The sequence below is a fragment of the Aquibium carbonis genome (assembly GCF_003970795.1).
GTDB lineage: Bacteria > Pseudomonadota > Alphaproteobacteria > Rhizobiales > Rhizobiaceae > Aquibium > Aquibium carbonis.
The window spans coordinates 1-18,263 of record NZ_RWKW01000026.1 but is presented as its reverse complement, the minus strand read 5'-3'; the positions used below and the strand labels follow the sequence as shown (position 1 = coordinate 18,263).

Sequence of the window (18,263 nt, the reverse complement as noted above, 5' to 3'; positions counted from 1 at the left end):
CGGGAAATTGTCGCTTGTCGCAGTGCAAAAACGCCAATAGGCTTCATCGATTGGAACCTGGCCGCGTTGCGCTACTCGCGCGAGCCGGGAAACGGGGCAAGACAAGAGGAGAACATGCGATGAGATTCAGGGGACATCTGCTGGCGGCCACCGCGCTCGCCGCGCTCGTTTCGGTCGACGCGAACGCACAGAGCCGCACGGTCAACGTGTATAACTGGTCTGATTACATCGACAATTCCATCCTGGAAGAGTTCACCCGGGAAACCGGCATCCGCGTCGTCTACGACGTGTTCGATTCCAACGAAATCCTGGAGACCAAGCTGCTCGCCGGCGGCACCGGCTACGACGTGGTCGTGCCGACCGGCACCTTCCTCGCCCGCCAGATCCAGGCCGGCGTATTCCAGAAGCTGGACAAGGCCAAGCTGCCGAACCTTTCCAACATGTGGGACGTGGTTTCAGACCGTACGGCGAAGTACGATCCGGGCAACGAGTACTCCATCAACTACATGTGGGGCACCACCGGCATCGGCTACAACGTCAACAAGGTGCAGGATGCGCTCGGCGTCGAGGAGATCGACAGCTGGGACATCGTCTTCAACCCCGAAAATCTCGCCAAGCTCGCCGATTGCGGCGTCTACATGCTGGACGCTCCGGCCGAGATGATCCCTGCGGCGCTCAACTATCTCGGGCTCGACCCGAACTCCACCGATCCCGACGAACTCGGCAAGGCCGAGCAGTTGCTGCTGTCGATCCGTCCGTCGATCCGCAAGTTCCATTCGTCGGAATACATCAACGCGCTCGCCAATGGCGACATCTGTCTGGCGGTCGGCTGGTCCGGCGACATCTTCCAGGCGCGCGACCGCGCTGCGGAGGCCGATCAGGGCGTGGCGATCGAATATTCGATCCCGCAGGAAGGCGCGCAGATGTGGTTCGACCAGATGGCGATCCCGGCCGACGCGCCGCATCTCGACGAGGCGCATGAGTTCCTGAACTACATGATGCGACCGGACGTGATCGCCAAGGCGTCGAACTACGTCTTCTACGCCAATGGCAACGCGGCCTCGAAGGAACTGCTCGACGAGGACGTGATCGGCGATCCGGCCGTCTATCCGGACGACGAGACCATGGACAAGCTGTTCACCACCGTTCCACTCGACGCAAGGACGCAGCGCCTCGTGACGCGTATCTGGACCCGGGTCGTGACCGGTCAATAGGCGTTGGATAGCAGCCCCCGGCGCCGGCGCCGGGGGCTTTGCGTTCGGGGGAGCGGGCACTCGGGGGACCACATGAAATCGCTCGGCAGCATTCGCAGAAGCTTCGCACCCTGGACCGATCCAGCCGCCAGGCCGTACATCGCCTTCGAGAACATCACCAAGCGGTTCGGCGATTTCGTCGCCGTCGACGATCTTTCGCTCAGGATCTACGAGCGCGAGTTCTTTGCCCTGCTCGGCGCATCCGGATGCGGCAAGTCCACGCTGCTGCGCATGCTGGCGGGCTTCGAGGAACCGACCTCCGGCCGCATCCTTCTCGACGGGCAGGATCTGCGCGGCATCCCGCCCTATCGGCGGCCGGTCAACATGATGTTCCAGTCCTACGCGCTCTTCCCGCACATGAGCGTCGAGCAGAACATCGCCTTCGGGCTCAAGCAGGACGGAATGCCGAAGGCGCAGATCGCCGAGCGCGTCGCCGAGATGCTCAAGCTGGTCAAGCTCGAGCAGTTCGCGCGCCGCAAGCCGCATCAGCTGTCCGGCGGCCAGCGCCAGCGTGTGGCGCTCGCCCGCTCGGTGGCCAAGCGGCCGAAGGTGCTGTTGCTCGACGAGCCGCTCGGCGCGCTCGACAAGAAGCTGCGCGAGGAAACGCAGTTCGAGCTGATGGACCTGCAGCAGAATCTGGGCCTGACCTTCGTCGTCGTCACCCACGACCAGGAGGAGGCCATGACCATGGCCGACCGCATCGCCATCCTGGACAAGGGGAGGGTGATGCAGGTCGCCACGCCGGCCGAAATCTACGAGGCGCCGTCCTCCCGCTTCGTCGCCGGCTTCGTGGGCACCGTGAACCTCCTGGAAGGCAGCGTGATGTCGCGCGATGGCGCGAGCCTGCGGATCAAGGGCGCGAGTGGCGCGGAAATCCGGGTCGAGAACGTGCCCGACGACGTCAGTTCGGGCGAGGTCGCATTCGCCATCCGCCCCGAGAAGATCAAGGTCTCGCCGCGCAGGCCCGCCGAGGGCACGGCCAACGTCATGGAGGGCGAGATCTTCGATCTAGCCTATCTCGGCGACATGACCGTCTATCATGTGCGTCTGGCGGACGGCCAGGTTGTCAAGGCCAGCGCGCTCAACAGCGCGCGGGTGAGCGAGGACCAGCTGACCTGGAGCGACAAGGCCTGGATTTCATTCGCGCCGGATGCCGGCGTCGTCCTGACGAGGTAGGGCCATGGTACAGCTGGCCACATCCGACCATCCAGATCCGGCGCCAGCCGCAGCCGCCGGCGGGTTCGGCAAGGCCATCGGCAACCGGCTCGTCATCATCGTTCCCTATCTCTGGCTGTTCTTCTTCTTCCTCGTTCCGTTCCTGATCGTCTTCAAGATTTCGCTGTCGACGACCGCGATCGCGATGCCACCCTATGTCCCGGTGTTCCGCCTGGAGGAGGGGCTGGCGGGCTTCCTCGACAGTCTCGGCGAACTGACGCTCGACAACTACCTCTGGCTGACCGAGGACGCGCTCTATTTCAACGCCTATGTGTCCAGCATCACCATCGCGGCCGTCTCGACGCTGATCACGCTCGCCGTGGGTTTCCCGATCGCCTACGGGATGGCGCGCGCGCCCGCCGCGCTGCGGCCGACGCTGCTGATGCTGGTCATCCTGCCGTTCTGGACGAGCTTCCTGATCCGGGTCTACGCCTGGATCGGCATCCTCAAGCCGGAGGGACTGCTCAACCAGTTCCTGATCTGGCTGGGCGTGATCGACACGCCCCTGCTCATCCTCAACACCAACACCGCCATCTACATCGGCATCGTCTACTCCTATCTGCCTTTCATGGTGCTCCCGCTCTATGCGGCGCTGGAGAAGATGGATTATTCGCTGGTGGAGGCGGCCCAGGACCTCGGCTGCCCGCCGATCTCCGCCTTCTGGAAGATCACCTTCCCGCTGGCGCTGCCTGGCGTCGTGGCGGGATCGATGCTGGTCTTCATTCCGGCCATGGGCGAGTTCGTGATCCCCGACCTGCTGGGCGGCTCGCAGACGCTGATGATCGGCAAGACGTTGTGGAACGAGTTCTTCAACAATCGCGACTGGCCGGTGTCCTCGGCGGTCGCCGTCATCCTGCTCCTGCTGCTCGTCGTGCCGATCATGCTGTTCCAGCAGGCGCAGGCGCGTTCGCTGGAAAAGGACAGGTGAGGGCGGCGCGATGAACACCACCTGGTCCCGCTTCAACATCGTGTCGATCGTCCTGGGCTTCGCGTTCCTCTACATCCCGATCGTCCTGCTCATCGTCTTCTCCTTCAACGAATCCAGGCTCGTGACGGTCTGGGCCGGCTTCTCGACCAAATGGTATGGCGAGCTCTTCCGCAACCAGGGCCTCATCGACGCGGCCTGGGTGACGGCGCGCGTCGCGTTCATATCGGCCACCGTCGCCACCGTGCTCGGCACGATGGCTGCGCTGGCCTTGACCCGCTACACGCGGTTCCGCGGACGGGTGCTGTTCTCGGGCATGGTGTTTGCGCCGCTGGTCATGCCCGAGGTCATCACCGGCTTGTCGCTGCTCCTGCTTTTCGTCGCCATCGGCCTCGATCGCGGGTTCCTGACCGTGACGCTCGCCCACATCACCTTCTCCATGTGCTTCGTCGCGGTGGTGGTGCAGTCGCGGCTGATCTCCTTCGATCGCTCGCTGGAGGAGGCGGCGATGGACCTCGGCGCGACGCCGGTGAAGACCTTTTTCGCGATCACGCTGCCGGTCATCCTGCCGGCGATCGTGTCCGGCTGGATGCTGGCCTTCACGCTGTCGCTGGACGATCTGGTGATCGCCAGCTTCGCCTCCGGGCCCGGAGCGACCACCTTGCCGATGAAGATCTACAGCCAGGTCCGGCTGGGCGTGACGCCCGAGATCAACGCCGCCTGCACCATTCTCATCGCCATCGTCGCGGTGGGGGTCCTCATCGCCTCGGTGGTCAACAAGAGCCGGGAAGTGCAGCGCCAGCGCGACGAGCAGGCCGCGCAGCGCCACTGAAGACGACCGCGCTTCCGGGTTTTACTCCAGCGGGAAGTCGCTGAGAATCGGCGAGACGAAGGGCGACCGCCAGGAGCCGCCGACGAAGAAGGCGGCGAGTGGCGCGATCTGCGCCGTCGGTTTCGGTTCCACGGCTTCGGCCGGATCGCGCGGCAGGATCGTGCCCGACAGCGCGATGCCTTGCCCGACGAGCGGCAGAATGCCAGTGAAGGCGATCACCTGGCGGGCCTGCTTGACCTTGGCGGTGTCGAGCCTTGCCACGCCGCTCATGACCGTCGAACGGAACTCGGCCGATTCGAAGGCGATCGTGCCCGCAGGCATGTCGCGCAGGGGAAAGAACCCGCCGGTCGATGCCCGCTCGCGGAAGGCGTCGAGATCGAACCAGGCCACCGAGCCCTGGCCGAGCTTGACCGAGATCGAGCCGCCGCCGCCGGCCAGCATCGATTCCCAATTGTCGGCTGGACCGCTGATGATCGCCGAGATCGTCGCCTTCGCCTGTGGCAGGGCGGCACCGAGCCCGGTGGCCGCACCGAAGGCCCGGAAGTCGACGTCGCTGGCCAGGAAGCGTATCTCGGCCTGGTCGGCGTCGCGCCGGTCTATTCTCAGGCTGGCCTGGACGGCGCCGCCGAAAGCGGTGGAATCGGAGATGTCGAACGCGGCGAGGCCTTCGTTGATCTGGGCGGTGGCCGCGAGCTGGCCGAGTTCGATCTGGCCCGCCGTGGCGCGTGCCGCCGACAGCCTCAGGTCGAGCTGCAACTGACGGGAAAAATCCAGTTCGATGGGACCATTCCAGCGACCCTGCTCGTCTGGCAGCTGGACGAAGGCACCGAGGAAGGCCCGCATGTCGAGCGACTGGAACGCCAGCGTGCCCGACAGCGCCGGCATTGCCCCCGCAAACGAGAAATCGAGCAATCCGTTTCCGGGGTGGCCGCCGAACGACAGTTGCGCGCCTTCGAGCTTCATGCGCTGTGCATCGCCGATCAGGCGTCCCGATATGGAGGCGTTTCCGGTGACCGCGCCCGGCGAGATGTCCGCCCGGGACCATTCCAGCGCGCGTCTCAGCGATGGCGACGAGAGCTTGGCGACGCCGTCGACGAAGCCGCGCCTGGAGAAGGTCGCGAGGCCCTCGAAACTGCCGGTGAGGGGAGACGACGACAGCGAGACGGAAACGCGCGAGTTTCCGCCCGCGAGCAGCGCGAGCGGCTGCTGGACACCAGCCTCCACGGCAATGCCCTCGCCACGCCAGATGGCCTTCAGCGACACCGAGGCAGGGCGTTGAAGCGTGTTCCAGGCGCCGCGCCCGGTGATGCTGGACAGCACTTCGTGCTCGCCATCCGCATCGACCCGCAGCACGCGTCCGTCAACAAACTCCAGGGCGCCGAGCGGATCGGAGGGCATGCGCGCCGTATCCGGCTGCGCCGGGTTCTCGTCGACGACGGCCCGGGCCGTCTCGATGGCGCGCAGCATGCGTCCGCCGCGCGGCGGAACCGGGAAGGGAATGGCGCTGTCCTGGTCCGAAACGCGCAGCACCGGCCGCAGCAGCGCCACCTTGGTGAAGGCGATCTCGCCCCTGAGCGCGGCGATCGGCGAAAGCTCGATGTCGATGCGCTCCGCGCGAAGCACCGGCGGTTCGTCCGGCCTGCCCCATTCCTGCAGCGACACGTCGGCCAGTTCCGCGTGAAAGGACGGCCACACGTGGAGGCTGGGAATGCCGCTCAACACGACCCGGTAGCCGCTCCACGCGCTCAACTCGGATGCGATCCGATTGCGCACGATCTGCGTCGACGCGACGTAGGGGATCAACGCGATAAACCCCAGGGCAAAGACCGCCAGCCCAGCAAAGATCCAGATCGTTCGTTTCGCAGCCTTGGATGGCATTGCGCCTCGTCATTCCCTTGCGCCGATCGGGCGTTTGCACTGGCCGCGCGGGCGCCGCTATGCGAGCCTTTTCAAGCCATTGTGGCCCGGCGATGGCATTGCCCGGCATCTTGAGCCGTCTTGCTCTCCCTCGGCGCAGTATGCATAACCGCATCGCCCATCTGGAGGAACACGATGTCTCGGACTGCCCCGCTCTGGACCCCATCCCCCGACGCCGTCGGCCAGTCGCCGTTTATGGCATTCATGGCGGAAGCGACCAAGCGCTCGGGCACGTCCCTTTCGACCTATGAACAACTTCATGACTGGTCCGTAACAGATCGTGAGGGATTTTGGAAACTGGTCTGGGAGTTCTGCGGGGTCATCGGCGACCGCGGCGGGCGCGATCTGGTCGATGGCGACAGAATGCCTGGCGCGTCGTTTTTTCCCGACGCGACGCTGAACTTCGCCGAAAACCTTCTCTGGAAGAGTGGCGCTGGCGATGCCCTGGTGTTTCGCGGCGAGGACAAGGTCGAGTATCGCCTGTCCTGGGACGATCTGCGCGCAATGGTGTCGAAGCTGCAGCAAGCCTTCGCCGCCGAGGGCGTGAAGGCTGGCGATCGCGTGGCCGCCATGATGCCCAACATGCCCGAGACGATCGCGGCCATGCTCGCCGCGACCTCGCTCGGCGCGATCTGGTCGTCCTGCTCGCCCGATTTCGGCGAACAGGGCGTGCTCGACCGGTTCGGCCAGATCGAGCCGGTGATCTTCGTCACGGTCGATGGCTACTGGTATGCCGGCAAGCGCATCGAGGTCGCCGACAAGGTCGCCAAGGTGGTCGCGAAGCTGCCGACCGTGCGGCGGACGCTGGTGGTGGACTATCTCGGCGGCGCCGAGGCGGCCGCGGCCTCGCTGCCGAACGGACGCACCTTCAAGGCCGCGCTCGATGCTCATGACGCAAAGCCGCTCACCTTCGAACGGCTGTCCTTCGCCCACCCGCTCTACATCCTGTTCTCGTCGGGCACGACCGGCATTCCCAAATGCATCGTGCATTCGGCGGGCGGCACCCTGATCCAGCATCTGAAGGAGCAGCGGCTCCATGCCGGCATCGGCGAGGGCGACCGCTTCTTCTACTTCACCACCTGCGGCTGGATGATGTGGAACTGGCTCGTGTCCGGTCTCGCGTCGGGCGCGACGCTGCTGCTCTACGACGGTTCGCCGTTCCATCCGGATGGCAACGTCATCTTCGACTTCGCGCAGGCCGAGAAGATGACCTATTTCGGCACCTCGGCGAAATTCATCGATGCGGTGCGCAAGTCGGGTCTGCGGCCGATCGAGACGCACGACCTGTCGACGGTGCGCATCATCTCCTCGACCGGTTCCCCGCTGTCGCCGGAGGGCTTCGAGTTCGTCTATTCCGGCATCAAGGCCGACGTGCACCTGGCCTCGATCTCCGGCGGCACCGACATCGTGTCGTGCTTCGTGCTCGGCGTTCCGACACGCTCGGTGTGGAGCGGCGAGATCCAGGGCGCGGGTCTCGGCATGGCGGTCGAGGTCTGGAACGACGACGGCCGGCCGGTGCGCGGCGAAAAGGGCGAACTGGTCTGCACCAGGGCCTTCCCCGCGATGCCGGTGATGTTCTGGAACGATCCCGACGGCGCCAAGTACCATGCCGCCTATTTCGAGCGCTTCGACAACGTGTGGTGCCACGGCGATTTCGCCGAGGTGACCGAACATGACGGTTTCATCATCCATGGCCGGTCGGACGCGACGCTGAACCCCGGGGGCGTGCGGATCGGCACGGCCGAGATCTACAATCAGGTCGAACAGATGGAGGAAATCCTCGAGGCGATCTGCATCGGCCAGGATTTCGACGACGATGTGCGGGTGGTTCTGTTCGTGCGTCTGGCGCCCGGCATTTCGCTCGACGCGGATCTCGAGAAGCGCATCAAGGCCAGGATCCGTTCCGGCGCCAGCCCGCGCCATGTCCCGGCCCGGATTGTGGCGGTGGCCGACATTCCGCGCACCAAGTCCGGCAAGATCACCGAACTCGCCGTGCGCGACGTCGTTCATGGCCGGGCGGTCAAGAACAAGGAAGCGCTCGCGAACCCGGAGGCGCTCGATCTCTACCGCGACCTGCCGGAACTGCGCAGCTGACGCCAGCCGGCGGCTGGTTAACGAAACGTGACGGCGAAATTTACCTCGTTACAAGAGGCAGGACCGATTTTTAAACCTCTCTTTAACCTGGTAAGGTTTCGTTAAGGGATCGCCGCGATACTCACGATCAACTTGAGGGAGAAATCCCGCGCCTGATCCAGGCAATGTTTCGCTCAAGTCCTCGTTTTGACAGCAATCCCAATTCACGGGGCGTTCGCAAGAACGCCCCGATTTTTTTGGGGGGCTCGCGTGCGGTGGTGGGGGACGGACGGATGGCCGCGCGCGCCCTACATTGCCGCATCGCCGTCGCGCATCAGCGCGCCCGACAACAGCACTACCGGGATCAGGGCGGTGACGATGATCAGCAATGCAGCGATCGCTCCGTCCTCGACGACACCGCGCGAGGCGTTCTCATAGACATGGGTCGCCAGCGTCGAGAAGCCGAAGGGGCGCAGGAGGATGGTGGCCGACAGTTCCTTTACGGTGTCGACGAAGACGAGAACGGCGGCGGTGAACAGGGCAGGGCGCAGCAGCGGCAGGAGGATCTCGCGCGCGCTCCCCAGTGGCGATCGCCCGAGGCTGCGGGCGGCCTCGTCGATGTTGGGCGGCAGCTTTTCCAGGCCCGAGCGGATGGCGCCCTCGGCCAGCGCCAGGAAGCGGATCGAGCAGGCCAGCACCACGGCGCCCGCCGAGCCGGTGAGGAGCAGCCCTGTCGAGATGCCGAAACTGTCGCGCATGAAGGTGTCGAGCGTGTTGTCGAACTGCGTCAGCGCAAACAGCAGTCCCAGGCCGAGGATGGTGCCAGGCACGGCATAGCCCCCCGCGGCGAGCCGGGCCACGGCCGTCATCGCCGCCGATCGCGACAGGCGCGCCGCGTTCATGACCGCAAGGGCCGCCGCCACGGTCAGGAGCGCGGTCGCGCCCGCCGTCAGGATGCTGTTGACGAAGGCGGCGTGCAGGGCGGGGTTGGCGATCTGGTCCAGCCGGCGGCTGGCATAGTCTCCGAACACATATAGCGGGATGCCGAAACCCGCCACGACCGGCAGCGCGGCCGACACGGTCGCCAGTGCGGCGCGCCAGCCGCTCAGCTTCACGCGCGGCGGCTTCGACTTCATCTGCGTGGCGCGCGCGCCGTGAAAGCGCTGCTTGCGGCGGGCCCATTGCTCGGCCCAGACCAGGCCGAGCACCAGCACCAGCATGAGCATGGCGATCTGGGCCGCCCCTTCCAGGCTGCCGCGGTTGAGCCAGGTCGAATAGACCGAGAAGGTTAGGGTCCGCACGCCGAGATATTCGACGGCGCCGATGTCGTTGATCGTCTCCATCAGCACCAGGGCGACGCCCGCCAGGATCGCTGGGCGCGCGACCGGCAACAGGATGCGGAAGAACACCTTGGCCGGGCTGGCGCCGAGGGTTCGCGCCACGTCGGCGATGTTGCGGCCCTGCATGATGAAGACCACGCGCGCGGTGAGATAGACATAGGGATAGAGCACGGACGACAGCACGATGGCCGCGCCTCCAGTGGTGCGGATGTCGGGAAACCAGTAGTCCCGCATCGTCTGGTAGCCGAACAGCGCACGCACGGCGCCCTGCACCGGGCCGGTGAAATGGAAGAACTCGCCGAAGGCATAGGCGGCCAGGTAGGTCGGCACGGCGAGCGGCAGCACCAGCGCCCAGGCGAGTGTCCGGCGCAGCGGAAAGTCGTAGGCCACCACCAGCCATGCGGCGGTCACGCCGATCGAAGCCGTGCCGCCCGCCACCATCAGGAGCAGCCACGCGGTCGTCACGGCGGAACCGGGCAGGACGTTGCGCGCCAGATGCGGCCAGTCGGCGCCGGTGCCCGTCGTCGCGATGGTGGCCAGAACCGCGACCGGCACCAGCACGACGGTCGCGATGGCGAGCGCCAGCAGAAACGCCGCGGGATGCCGTTCGCGGCGCGCGCGCGGTGCGATGCCCTCGGTAGGGACGAAATCGTTGCGGCTGGTTTCCTGCATCAGGCGCTCAAGAAAAAGGGTCCGCGTCGGTTAACCGCGCGGACCCCTTCATGCAAGCAACCTTTGGCGCGGCGGATCAGCTCGCCGGGCCGTCGTCGAGGCCAACGCGGTCGACCATCTCCGAGGCAGCCTTGCGGTGCTTGGCGATGTCGGCCAGCGGCAGGGTGTCGGCGTTGAGCGTGCCGAGCGACTTCACGATGTCGGACGGCTCGACGCCGGAAGATGCCGGATACTCGAACACTTCGGCTGCGTAGATCTTCTGGGCGTCCTCGCTGGCGAGGAATTCCATCAGCTTCAGCGCGTTGTCGCGGTTCGGCGCGTTCTTGGCCATCGCCATGCCGGAGATGTTGACGTGCGTGCCCGAACCGTCGATCGAGGGGAACACGACGTTGATGGCGTTCGCCCAATCCTTCTGCTCCGGCTCCTTCTCGTTGGTCATCATCAGACCGACGTAATAGGTGTTGCCGAGCGAAAGGTCGCACTCGCCGGCCATGATCGACTTTGCCTGGCTGCGGTCGTTGCCGTCCGGCTTGCGGGCCAGGTTGGCCTTGAAGCCCTTCATCCACTCCTCGGTCTTCTCTTCGCCCCAGTGGGCGATCAGGGCCGAAAACAGGGCGAGGTTGTAGTCGTGCTGGCCCGAGCGGATGCAGATCTTGCCGCGCCACTGCGGATCGGCGAGATCGGCATAGGAAATGTCGGTGTCGGTGACACGGTCCTTGGACGCGTAGATGACGCGTCCGCGCTTGGTCACGCCGAACCAGTGGCCTTCCGGATCGCGGTACTCGGCCGGCAGGGCCGCGTTGATGGCGTCGTCGTCGACGGCCTGCGTCACGCCCCGGTCCTTGGCGGCGGCGAGGCGGGCGATGTCGACCGTCAGGATCACGTCGGCGGGCGAATTCGCGCCTTCGGCGGCGATGCGTTCTTCCAGGCCCTTGTCCAGGAACAGCACCTGGGTCTCGATGCCGGTCTGCGCGCTGAAGGCGTCGAGCACGGGCTTGATCAGGTCGGGCTGACGATACGAGTAGACGTTCACCACGCCGTCGGCCTGGGCGGCCGGAAGGAAGGCGAAGGTCGACGCGAGCGCGGCGGCGGCGAGACCCGCGCGGGATAATCTGGCGGTCAGGCGGGACATGGAAGCTCCTCTTTGTCTGCGACATCGACGCCGGGCAAAAGGCGGCGCATGCCGCTCCATGTGCGATGCATGGGTGGTGGTCAAGCGATTGCGAAGCGAAATCAGTCGTTTGGAAGTATTCTAAACTATTCTGATCAGGATTTGCGAAGCTAAATCAGAGGCAAACGCTCAACAATTGACTCGCAGCCCATGATCACGTTTTCGTGATCGTCCTGCTGTCCGCGTCAGCGCCGCCGCCGCCGGCCTCTCAGTCCGCGAGCACACGCGTCGACGGAAAGCAGATTTCTACCAGGGTGCCTTCGCCGGGCGCCGAGGTGATGAGAAAGCGGGCGCGGTTGGCCTCCACCATCGCCTTCGTCAGCGGCAGGCCGAGGCCGGTGCCGTCGGTGCGGGTGCGTTTCAGCGAGTTGATCTGCTTGAACGGCTTCAGCGCCTGCTCGATCTCGGCACTCGACATGCCGACGCCGGTGTCGCGCACCCGCATGACGACGTCGCCGGATGCTTCGTAGGACGTCGAGACGATCACCTGTCCGCCCGGCTGGGTGAAGCGGACGGCATTGGACAGAAGGTTGAGGCCGATCTGGCGCACCGACCGGAGGTCGGCCACCACTTCCGGCAGGCGCGAGGCGAAGCTCGAGCGGATGATGACGCGCTCGCGGTTGGCCTGGGGCTGCATCATCGCCACGGCCTCGGCCAGGACGTCGTTCAGCGAAACCGCCTCATAGGCCATTTCCTGCTCGCCCGCCTCGATCTTGGAAATGTCCAGCAGGTCGTTGACGATGTCGAGCACGTGGTTGCCGGACCGGTTGATGTCGCGCAGGTAGTCGCGATAGCGGTCATTGCCGATCGGGCCGAACTTCTCGTCCATCATCAGTTCGGAAAAACCGATGATGGCGTTCAGCGGCGTGCGGATTTCGTGCGACACGCGTGCCAGGAACTCCGATTTCTGCGACGACGACCGCTCAGCGAGCGTCCGCGCCTTGGTCAGTTCCTCCTCCGCGCGCTTCCACGACGTGATGTCGCGCAGCACCGCGCAGAAGCCGTTGCCGCCGGGCAGGCGGCCGATGGTCATGAACAGCGGGATGAACCGGCCTTGCGATTCGCGTCCGATCACCTCGCGGCCGTCGTTGAGGACGCTGGCGACGCCGTGGTCCGACAGCCCTTGCAGATAGTCGCGCGCGGCGCGCTGGCTCTCGACGGCCAGCAGCGATGCGAAGGGCTTGCCGGCCACCTCGCCGTCGTCATAGCCGAACAGCGCCTCGGCCGGCCGGTTGATGGACCGGATGGTTCCGTCCGTCGCGATCAGCACCACGCCGTCGGTCGCGGTGTCGAGGATCGTGCGCATCTCCTCGACGCGGGCGGCGAGATCGCCGGCGGGTTGGGCGTCGATCTCCTCCAGCGGCTCGTCGGCCGGCCGGAGCGCCAGCAGCAGCGCCTTGCCGCGTCCCCAGGGGATCGACTGGAGATGGGCGCGCACGGGCATCGTCTGGCCGTCCTGTCGACGCAGCACGGCCGAATGGGCGGGCACATCTTCGCCGTCGCTTTCGGTGCTGGGTTCGGCGAACAGGACGCCCAGTCCACCGGCATTGTCGAGCTCGGCGAGCGAGCCGTAGCCGGTGAAGTCGAGAAAGCTCTGGTTGGCGAAGTGCAGCACGTCGCCGGCATGCACCAGGATGGGCAGTGGCAGGCGGGACAGAACCGTGCGCCCGACACCGGCAACGTCGGCCGCGCCGATGTCTTCGGCCGGGGTCTGGTCGGAAGCGGCGCCGGCAGCGGTGGTGTCCGCCGCCTCGGACGGCTCGGGTTCGGCGGCAGGCGCCTGCGGGGCGGTGCTTGCTGAGGCCACGCCGTTTTCATTGTCGGCGGACAGGCGGACCTCCGCTCGCGCCGATCCGAGTGCGTGGTGAGGCTGTTCGGCCATTGGCTGGGCTTCGAAGCGCATCCGGCCGTCGGGCGCATGGCCGGTCGCGTCTTTCGGCGCCGCCACTGTCGGCTCCGATGCGGGCTCTTGGCTGTCGATGCCACCGTCGCCGTCGGAAGCCTCGTGGGCTGAGGCCGGGGGCTGCGCGGGCAGGGGCTCCGGGTCCACCGGTCCCTCGGCGAGTTCTTCCTCGACCTCGATGAAGAAGGGATTGGTCGCGCGCCGACCTCTCGTCTCCTCGGCGAGGGGCGGTTCTTCGGACGTGGCGGCTTCCGGCTCCTGCGGCAGCGAAGCAGCATCCTCCGGCGCGGCCGGCACCGGTGCGACCGCATCGGCGTCGGCCAGGGTGGGTGAAGCCGACGATGTCGCCGGTAGGTCGCTCTTGCCGGGCCCTGCATCCGCAGGTGCGTCCGGCGCATCCGCGCGTGGCTCGGTCACCTTCTTCAGCCGGTCGCCGATCTCGCGGAAGGCATTGCGCTCGACGGGCGACAGGATGCGATCGGAGGCCGGCGCGCGATGCTCGGCCAGCCGGATGATCTTGTCCGAGAAGCGGCGCGACCGTGCCTCGTCCATAGCAATGACGGTCGTCGCGGCCGTTTCGGCATCGTCGGCTGTATCGAGAACCGCATCCTCGTCATCTGCGCTGGGCGTCGCGTTCGCGGCCGGATCCGTGGCCGCCCTTGTGTCGTCGCCGGCCGGAGCCTCCGTCGGCGCTGGCGTTTCCATGTCCTGCTCGAGCGCGTCCGGTTCCTCGGTTGGAGGTTCGGTCTCGTCCGTATCCATCGCATCGACGGGGTCAGGCACGGCGACGGGTACGAAGATGGAATCCGCCGGTCGTGCGATGCCGAAGCCGCGAAAGCCTTCGAACTCGCGATCCCGCGCATAGACGGGCAGGGCGGCGAGATCGACCGGCGCGCGCCAGCCGGTGTCGCCCAAGGGCCACAGCACCGTCTTTCCCGACCAGGTGTCGCGCCGCGCCAGCAGCCCCGCGATCGCGCCGTCCGGGTCGATGTCCAGTTCGGCCGCCACATCGGTGAAGGACCGGCCGATCACGGCGTTGTCGTCCGCGTCCACGGCCAGCAGGAACTCCCGCGACATCGCGCTGAAACGGCCTTCGGCGTCCGTGCGCCAGGCGAACCGGACCGGCGCGTCCGATCGTGTGAAGGGCAGGGCGGCGGCTTGGTCGGCGATCGCCGTCCCATCATCGGACAGGACGTCCGGTTCAAGCGCACCGCCGGGTTCGACGTCGTTCCTCGCCAGCGGATCAGGATCGGCCGAAAAGGGTGCGACAGGCGCGTCCTCGATCGCATCCGTCGCCATGCCGGGCGCGTCGGCCTCGAAGTACCAGCCATCGATGTGCGCGCGCGATTCGCCATCGACGGGCGCCGCGTCCGGTTCGTCATGCTCGGCATCGAATCCCGGCTCGTCGCGATCCGGTTCGGGCGAGGCGGCTCCCCCGAACGGCGGCCGGTCGGCTTCCGTGTTTTCGGGAAAGTCCGCCGCGCGGTAGAATTCCGGATCGTCGACCACGATGAGCAGATGCACCGCCGGGTCGTCCGACAGACGCGCGATGCCGGCCGGCAGGCGCCTGCCGGCGGCCGGAATGCGGCGCTTGACCAGCCGGTCGGAGGCGTCCGCGACGTCGTCCACCAGGGCCTCCACCGTCTCCGGCGCAATGCCCAGGGCGTCGTAGCCCGGCGCCGCCGCCGCGATCACGCCCGACCGGAGCAGGGCGGCGTAGTACCCGGCCTCGGTGAAGCCGGAGATCACTCTGGCGGCGATTTCGGCCGGATCGCGCGCGCCGGCGAGCGCCGCGGGGGCGGCAAGCAGGATGGCGCGCTCCCCGTCGGGCAGACGGATCGCGCTGGCGAGGAAGCTGACGACCCGGCTCGTGTGGCCGGAAAGCAGGCGAAGCGCGAGGGAGCGGTCGGTTCCGATGTCTGGATAGCCGGGCGTGGCCGCGATCTGCCGCTTCTGCGCAAATCCCAGGCCCGCGGCAGCGCCCATGATCGCCTCGATGTCCGGATAGCCGAACATCCGCGCGCCGGGCCCGTTCGCCCAGATCACGTCCTCCAGATCGGTGGAAAGGATCGCCAGGGCGTCGCCTGCGGCAAAACGTCCCCGCACGCCGTCGAGCACGGCAATGTCGATGAACGAATACTCGCTAGCTGACATGTCCCGAACGATCCCGATCCTCAGGCGCTGCCCCGCCTGGCCTTAACGCTTTGTTAATAAAAGAGCCCGTCGCCAAGGTCCACAATTCCCGGTGGTTTTGCGATCCTTTTCTGCCTCCGTGGTTAATCTCTCGGCGACGATGGTGCGTTGCAAGAAAAATGTTGCAACGCACAAATGTTATGCCTATATTGTGGGCATATGACGCGTGGACAGCTCGCGTCGGCCCAGTCCCCACGAGAAAAGGATAAGAGCAGATGTCGAAAGTGACCAAGTCCGCAGAAACCATCGAGTTCCCGACCTTCGACACGTCGAAGGCGACCGATCAGCTTCGCGCCTTCGCCGAGAAGGGCGTCGAGCAGTCGAAGGAAGTCTACTCGAAGATGAAGGCTTCGGCCGAGGACGCGCAGAAGACCGTCGAGACCGCGATGGAGACCATGAAGAAGGCCGGCAGCGAGATGTCGCTGAAGGGCATCAGCGCCATGCGCGCCGGCGCCGAGGCGGACTTCTCCTACATGGAGTCGCTCGTCAACGCCAAGTCGCTCTCCGAGATCATCGAACTGCAGACCACCTACATGCGCAAGCGCATGGAAATGGTCGTCGACCAGGCCAAGGACATGCAGTCCGCGTCCACCAAGATGGTCGAAGAGATCTCCAAGCCGGCCAAGGATGCTTTCGAGAAGACCATGAAGGAACTCAAGGTCGCCTGACGCATTTCCATTCCAAGTGCAGGGTGCGCACCTCCTCCCGCGTGCCCTGACCGAAAGGGCAGGTCCGCAAGGGCCTGCCCTTTCGCTGCCTGCAGCCGAGCGGGAGCCGTTTCCCGCGCCCCTTCGGCGGGCCGCCGCATCGCGCGGCGCCAGCAGACCGGAGGAGGCGGTTTCCACACTTGCAATCGTGGTCGTTTGATCTTATTGCACACTCGCTTCGCAACGCAGGGCGTGCGGTTGTAGCTCAGATGGTTAGAGCGCCGGATTGTGGATCCGGAGGTCCTCGGTTCGATCCCGAGCAACCGTACCATTTCCCTCGGCTCCGCCCTTTTTCAGACAGCCGCGATCCTCATCGAGCCTGTACGTATCCCGCCTCCGCGTGACGGCGGTTTCGCTCGGTTCGGGCCGCGCGGCTTACCAGGGAATCGTTTCGCCCCTGTAGTCGACGAAACTGCAGGTCTGCGCCATGTCGAAGTCCAGGGCGCGTGCGAAGACACCCGCGGCCGACTCTTCCACCGAGATGTCGGCGCCGCTTCCGCCCATGTCGGTGCGCACCCATCCGGGGTGAATCAGGCGCACCGCTATGTTCTCTGGCGCGAGGTCGGTGGCGAGGCCCTGCATCACCTTGTTCACCGCTGCCTTGGAGGCCCGGTAGGCGATCTGGTCGGACTTGGCGTAGCTCATCCGGCCCATCGCACTCGTCACCGTCAGGATGCGGGCGATGCCGCTTTCGTCGCGCGCTACACGCAGGTTGGGCAGAAATGCCTGCGCGACCCGCAGCGGCGCCAGCGCGTTGACCTCCAGCGTCTGCCTGAAGCCGTCGAAATCCATGTCGAACGTGGACTGGCGGTCGGGGCCGATGATGCCGGCATTGTTGACGAGGAAATCGATCGGGCGGCCCGCCAGCGTCGCGGCCACGCGGGCGAGGGCGTCCGCGTCGGTCACGTCCACGCCGTCGAAGACTTCGCCGGGCAGGGCGCCGGGCGGACGGTTCCGCACCAGGCTGATGACGGCCATGCCCTCCCGGGCGGCGATGTCGGCGAGCGCGTAGCCGATGCCGCGGGCGGCACCGGTGATCAGAATGGTCTTGGTCATGCGGGCTTGATAGGCGCTGATGCCTGGCGGTTCAATCCGGTTCGTCGTCGTCCGCGCTTTGCCGCAACGAGAAAGGCCCGCCGGACGAGCCGGCGGGCCTTTGGGAAACGGCCATTGTCACGGGAGGAAGCCGATGGCCGTTCGAGGCAGGGCGGAGGATGTGCCCTGCCGTACTTCTCTCGAAATCAGCGGCCGCGACGCGCGACGTGCGGGATGTCGGCGCGGGTGATGCCGATGTCGTCCAGCTCGCGGTTGGACAGGCGCGACAGCTCGTCGATCGCGCTGCGGAAACGGCGCCAGTTGCGGTAGTTCTTGATGATGTTCATGGCCTGTGTCTTTCTTTCGGGCAAATGCAATCTGATGCGGCTCAGATAGGCGTCATGTTGCACTGCGACAAGATCGCCGGGCGCATGGTTCGCCTGCATTTTTTGCATAACGCCCATCGAATGAGCAGGTCTCTTCTCGCGCTTGCGAAAGAGGCTTGGCGGGAGGTTAACGGGGGCCAATGGTGAGTAGGCGAGTAGGGAAGTAGGGGAACAGGGGAATAGGGCAACCGGAGAGTGGGGAAGAGGGTGAGGTGATCGAATGCGCGGTTGCCAAGGCTCGCTTCGCCTGCGCTCGTCTGGTGTCTTGCCGGACTGGCTGTCGGCCAGACCCCCTCCTGCTCCCTACTTCCCCCTCAAAACAACGAGCCCTGCCCACCGCCGCCGGGCTTGGCGGTCCGCGCCGGGCGCAGCCTGGAGGCGCCGTCGCCGGTGATCATCGCGCCGGCCGAGGCATCGGCGAACTGCAGCGCCACGCGATCACCGCCAGACAGGTCCGCCGCGCGCTTCACAGGGGCGCCGGACGCGTCGTGGACGACCACGAATCCCCGTTCCAGCACCGCCTTGTAGGACAGCGAGGCATTGAGCCTTCCCGCCTGCGCCAGCCGGTCGGCCAGCCGGGCCAGCCGGACGTCGGCGGCCCGGTCGGCGCGGCGGCCGAGGTTGGCCACCCGGTCGTCGCA

The 18,263-nt window shown here is 66.2% G+C and carries 13 protein-coding genes and 1 tRNA gene; 7 read left to right on the top strand and 7 right to left on the bottom strand.

From position 1 onward, the window contains the following. The first annotated feature begins 119 nt into the window (after positions 1–119). The 4 genes from EJC49_RS07185 (at position 120) to EJC49_RS07170 (ending at position 4,225) form a co-directional block, all read left to right on the top strand. A complete protein-coding gene (locus EJC49_RS07185; RefSeq protein ID WP_126698786.1) occupies positions 120–1,214 on the top strand; it encodes a polyamine ABC transporter substrate-binding protein in 1,095 nt (364 codons plus the stop codon). A 72-nt stretch (positions 1,215–1,286) separates the two neighbouring features. Continuing rightward, a complete protein-coding gene (locus EJC49_RS07180; RefSeq protein WP_126698785.1) occupies positions 1,287–2,429 on the top strand; it encodes an ABC transporter ATP-binding protein in 1,143 nt (380 codons plus the stop codon). Positions 2,430–2,433: 4 nt separating this feature from the next. Beyond that, on the top strand, positions 2,434–3,396 hold the full coding sequence (locus tag EJC49_RS07175) for an ABC transporter permease subunit (protein ID WP_126698784.1): 963 nt from the start codon (positions 2,434–2,436) through the stop codon (positions 3,394–3,396). A gap of 10 nt (positions 3,397–3,406) precedes the next feature. After that, complete coding sequence (locus tag EJC49_RS07170; RefSeq protein ID WP_126698783.1) at positions 3,407–4,225, top strand: ABC transporter permease subunit; 819 nt, start codon at positions 3,407–3,409, stop codon at positions 4,223–4,225. A gap of 21 nt (positions 4,226–4,246) precedes the next feature. On the opposite strand, the gene EJC49_RS07165 is transcribed toward EJC49_RS07170, so the two are convergent. Then, positions 4,247–6,103, bottom strand: a complete 1,857-nt coding sequence (locus EJC49_RS07165) for an AsmA family protein (protein WP_126698782.1) — start codon at positions 6,101–6,103, stop codon at positions 4,247–4,249. A gap of 174 nt (positions 6,104–6,277) precedes the next feature. On the opposite strand from EJC49_RS07165, the gene EJC49_RS07160 reads away from it, so the two are divergent. Continuing rightward, positions 6,278–8,236, top strand: coding sequence for an acetoacetate--CoA ligase (locus tag EJC49_RS07160; RefSeq protein WP_126698781.1), 1,959 nt, complete (start codon positions 6,278–6,280; stop codon positions 8,234–8,236). A gap of 287 nt (positions 8,237–8,523) precedes the next feature. Here EJC49_RS07160 and EJC49_RS07155 read toward each other — a convergent pair whose 3' ends face one another. The 3 genes from EJC49_RS07155 to EJC49_RS07145 all read right to left on the bottom strand — a co-directional run bounded on the left by EJC49_RS07155 (position 8,524) and on the right by EJC49_RS07145 (position 15,455). After that, positions 8,524–10,227 (bottom strand): ABC transporter permease, encoded by a 1,704-nt coding sequence (locus tag EJC49_RS07155; protein ID WP_126698780.1) that lies wholly within the window; start codon positions 10,225–10,227, stop codon positions 8,524–8,526. A 76-nt stretch (positions 10,228–10,303) separates the two neighbouring features. After that, positions 10,304–11,359 carry a Fe(3+) ABC transporter substrate-binding protein gene (locus EJC49_RS07150; protein ID WP_126698779.1) on the bottom strand — a complete coding sequence of 352 codons (1,056 nt, stop codon included), beginning with the start codon at positions 11,357–11,359 and terminating at the stop codon, positions 10,304–10,306. 247 nt (positions 11,360–11,606) lie between these two features. Continuing rightward, positions 11,607–15,455 (bottom strand): histidine kinase dimerization/phospho-acceptor domain-containing protein, encoded by a 3,849-nt coding sequence (locus tag EJC49_RS07145; protein WP_126698778.1) that lies wholly within the window; start codon positions 15,453–15,455, stop codon positions 11,607–11,609. Positions 15,456–15,709: 254 nt separating this feature from the next. Between EJC49_RS07145 and EJC49_RS07140 the strand changes: the two genes are divergently transcribed. Further along, positions 15,710–16,162 (top strand): phasin, encoded by a 453-nt coding sequence (locus tag EJC49_RS07140; RefSeq protein ID WP_126698777.1) that lies wholly within the window; start codon positions 15,710–15,712, stop codon positions 16,160–16,162. A gap of 233 nt (positions 16,163–16,395) precedes the next feature. After that, positions 16,396–16,472: transfer RNA gene (locus EJC49_RS07135), tRNA-His, on the top strand. A gap of 104 nt (positions 16,473–16,576) precedes the next feature. Here the strand turns inward: EJC49_RS07135 and EJC49_RS07130 are convergent. The 3 genes from EJC49_RS07130 to EJC49_RS07120 form a co-directional block, all read right to left on the bottom strand. Continuing rightward, entirely contained in the window at positions 16,577–17,257 is a 681-nt protein-coding gene (locus tag EJC49_RS07130; protein ID WP_126698776.1) for an SDR family NAD(P)-dependent oxidoreductase, read from the bottom strand. Between the two features lie 185 nt (positions 17,258–17,442). Next, complete coding sequence (locus EJC49_RS07125; protein WP_126698870.1) at positions 17,443–17,583, bottom strand: DUF1127 domain-containing protein; 141 nt, start codon at positions 17,581–17,583, stop codon at positions 17,443–17,445. A 353-nt stretch (positions 17,584–17,936) separates the two neighbouring features. Beyond that, the coding region (locus EJC49_RS07120) for an exodeoxyribonuclease VII large subunit (protein ID WP_342635347.1) at positions 17,937–18,263 on the bottom strand (327 nt) is incomplete at its 5' end.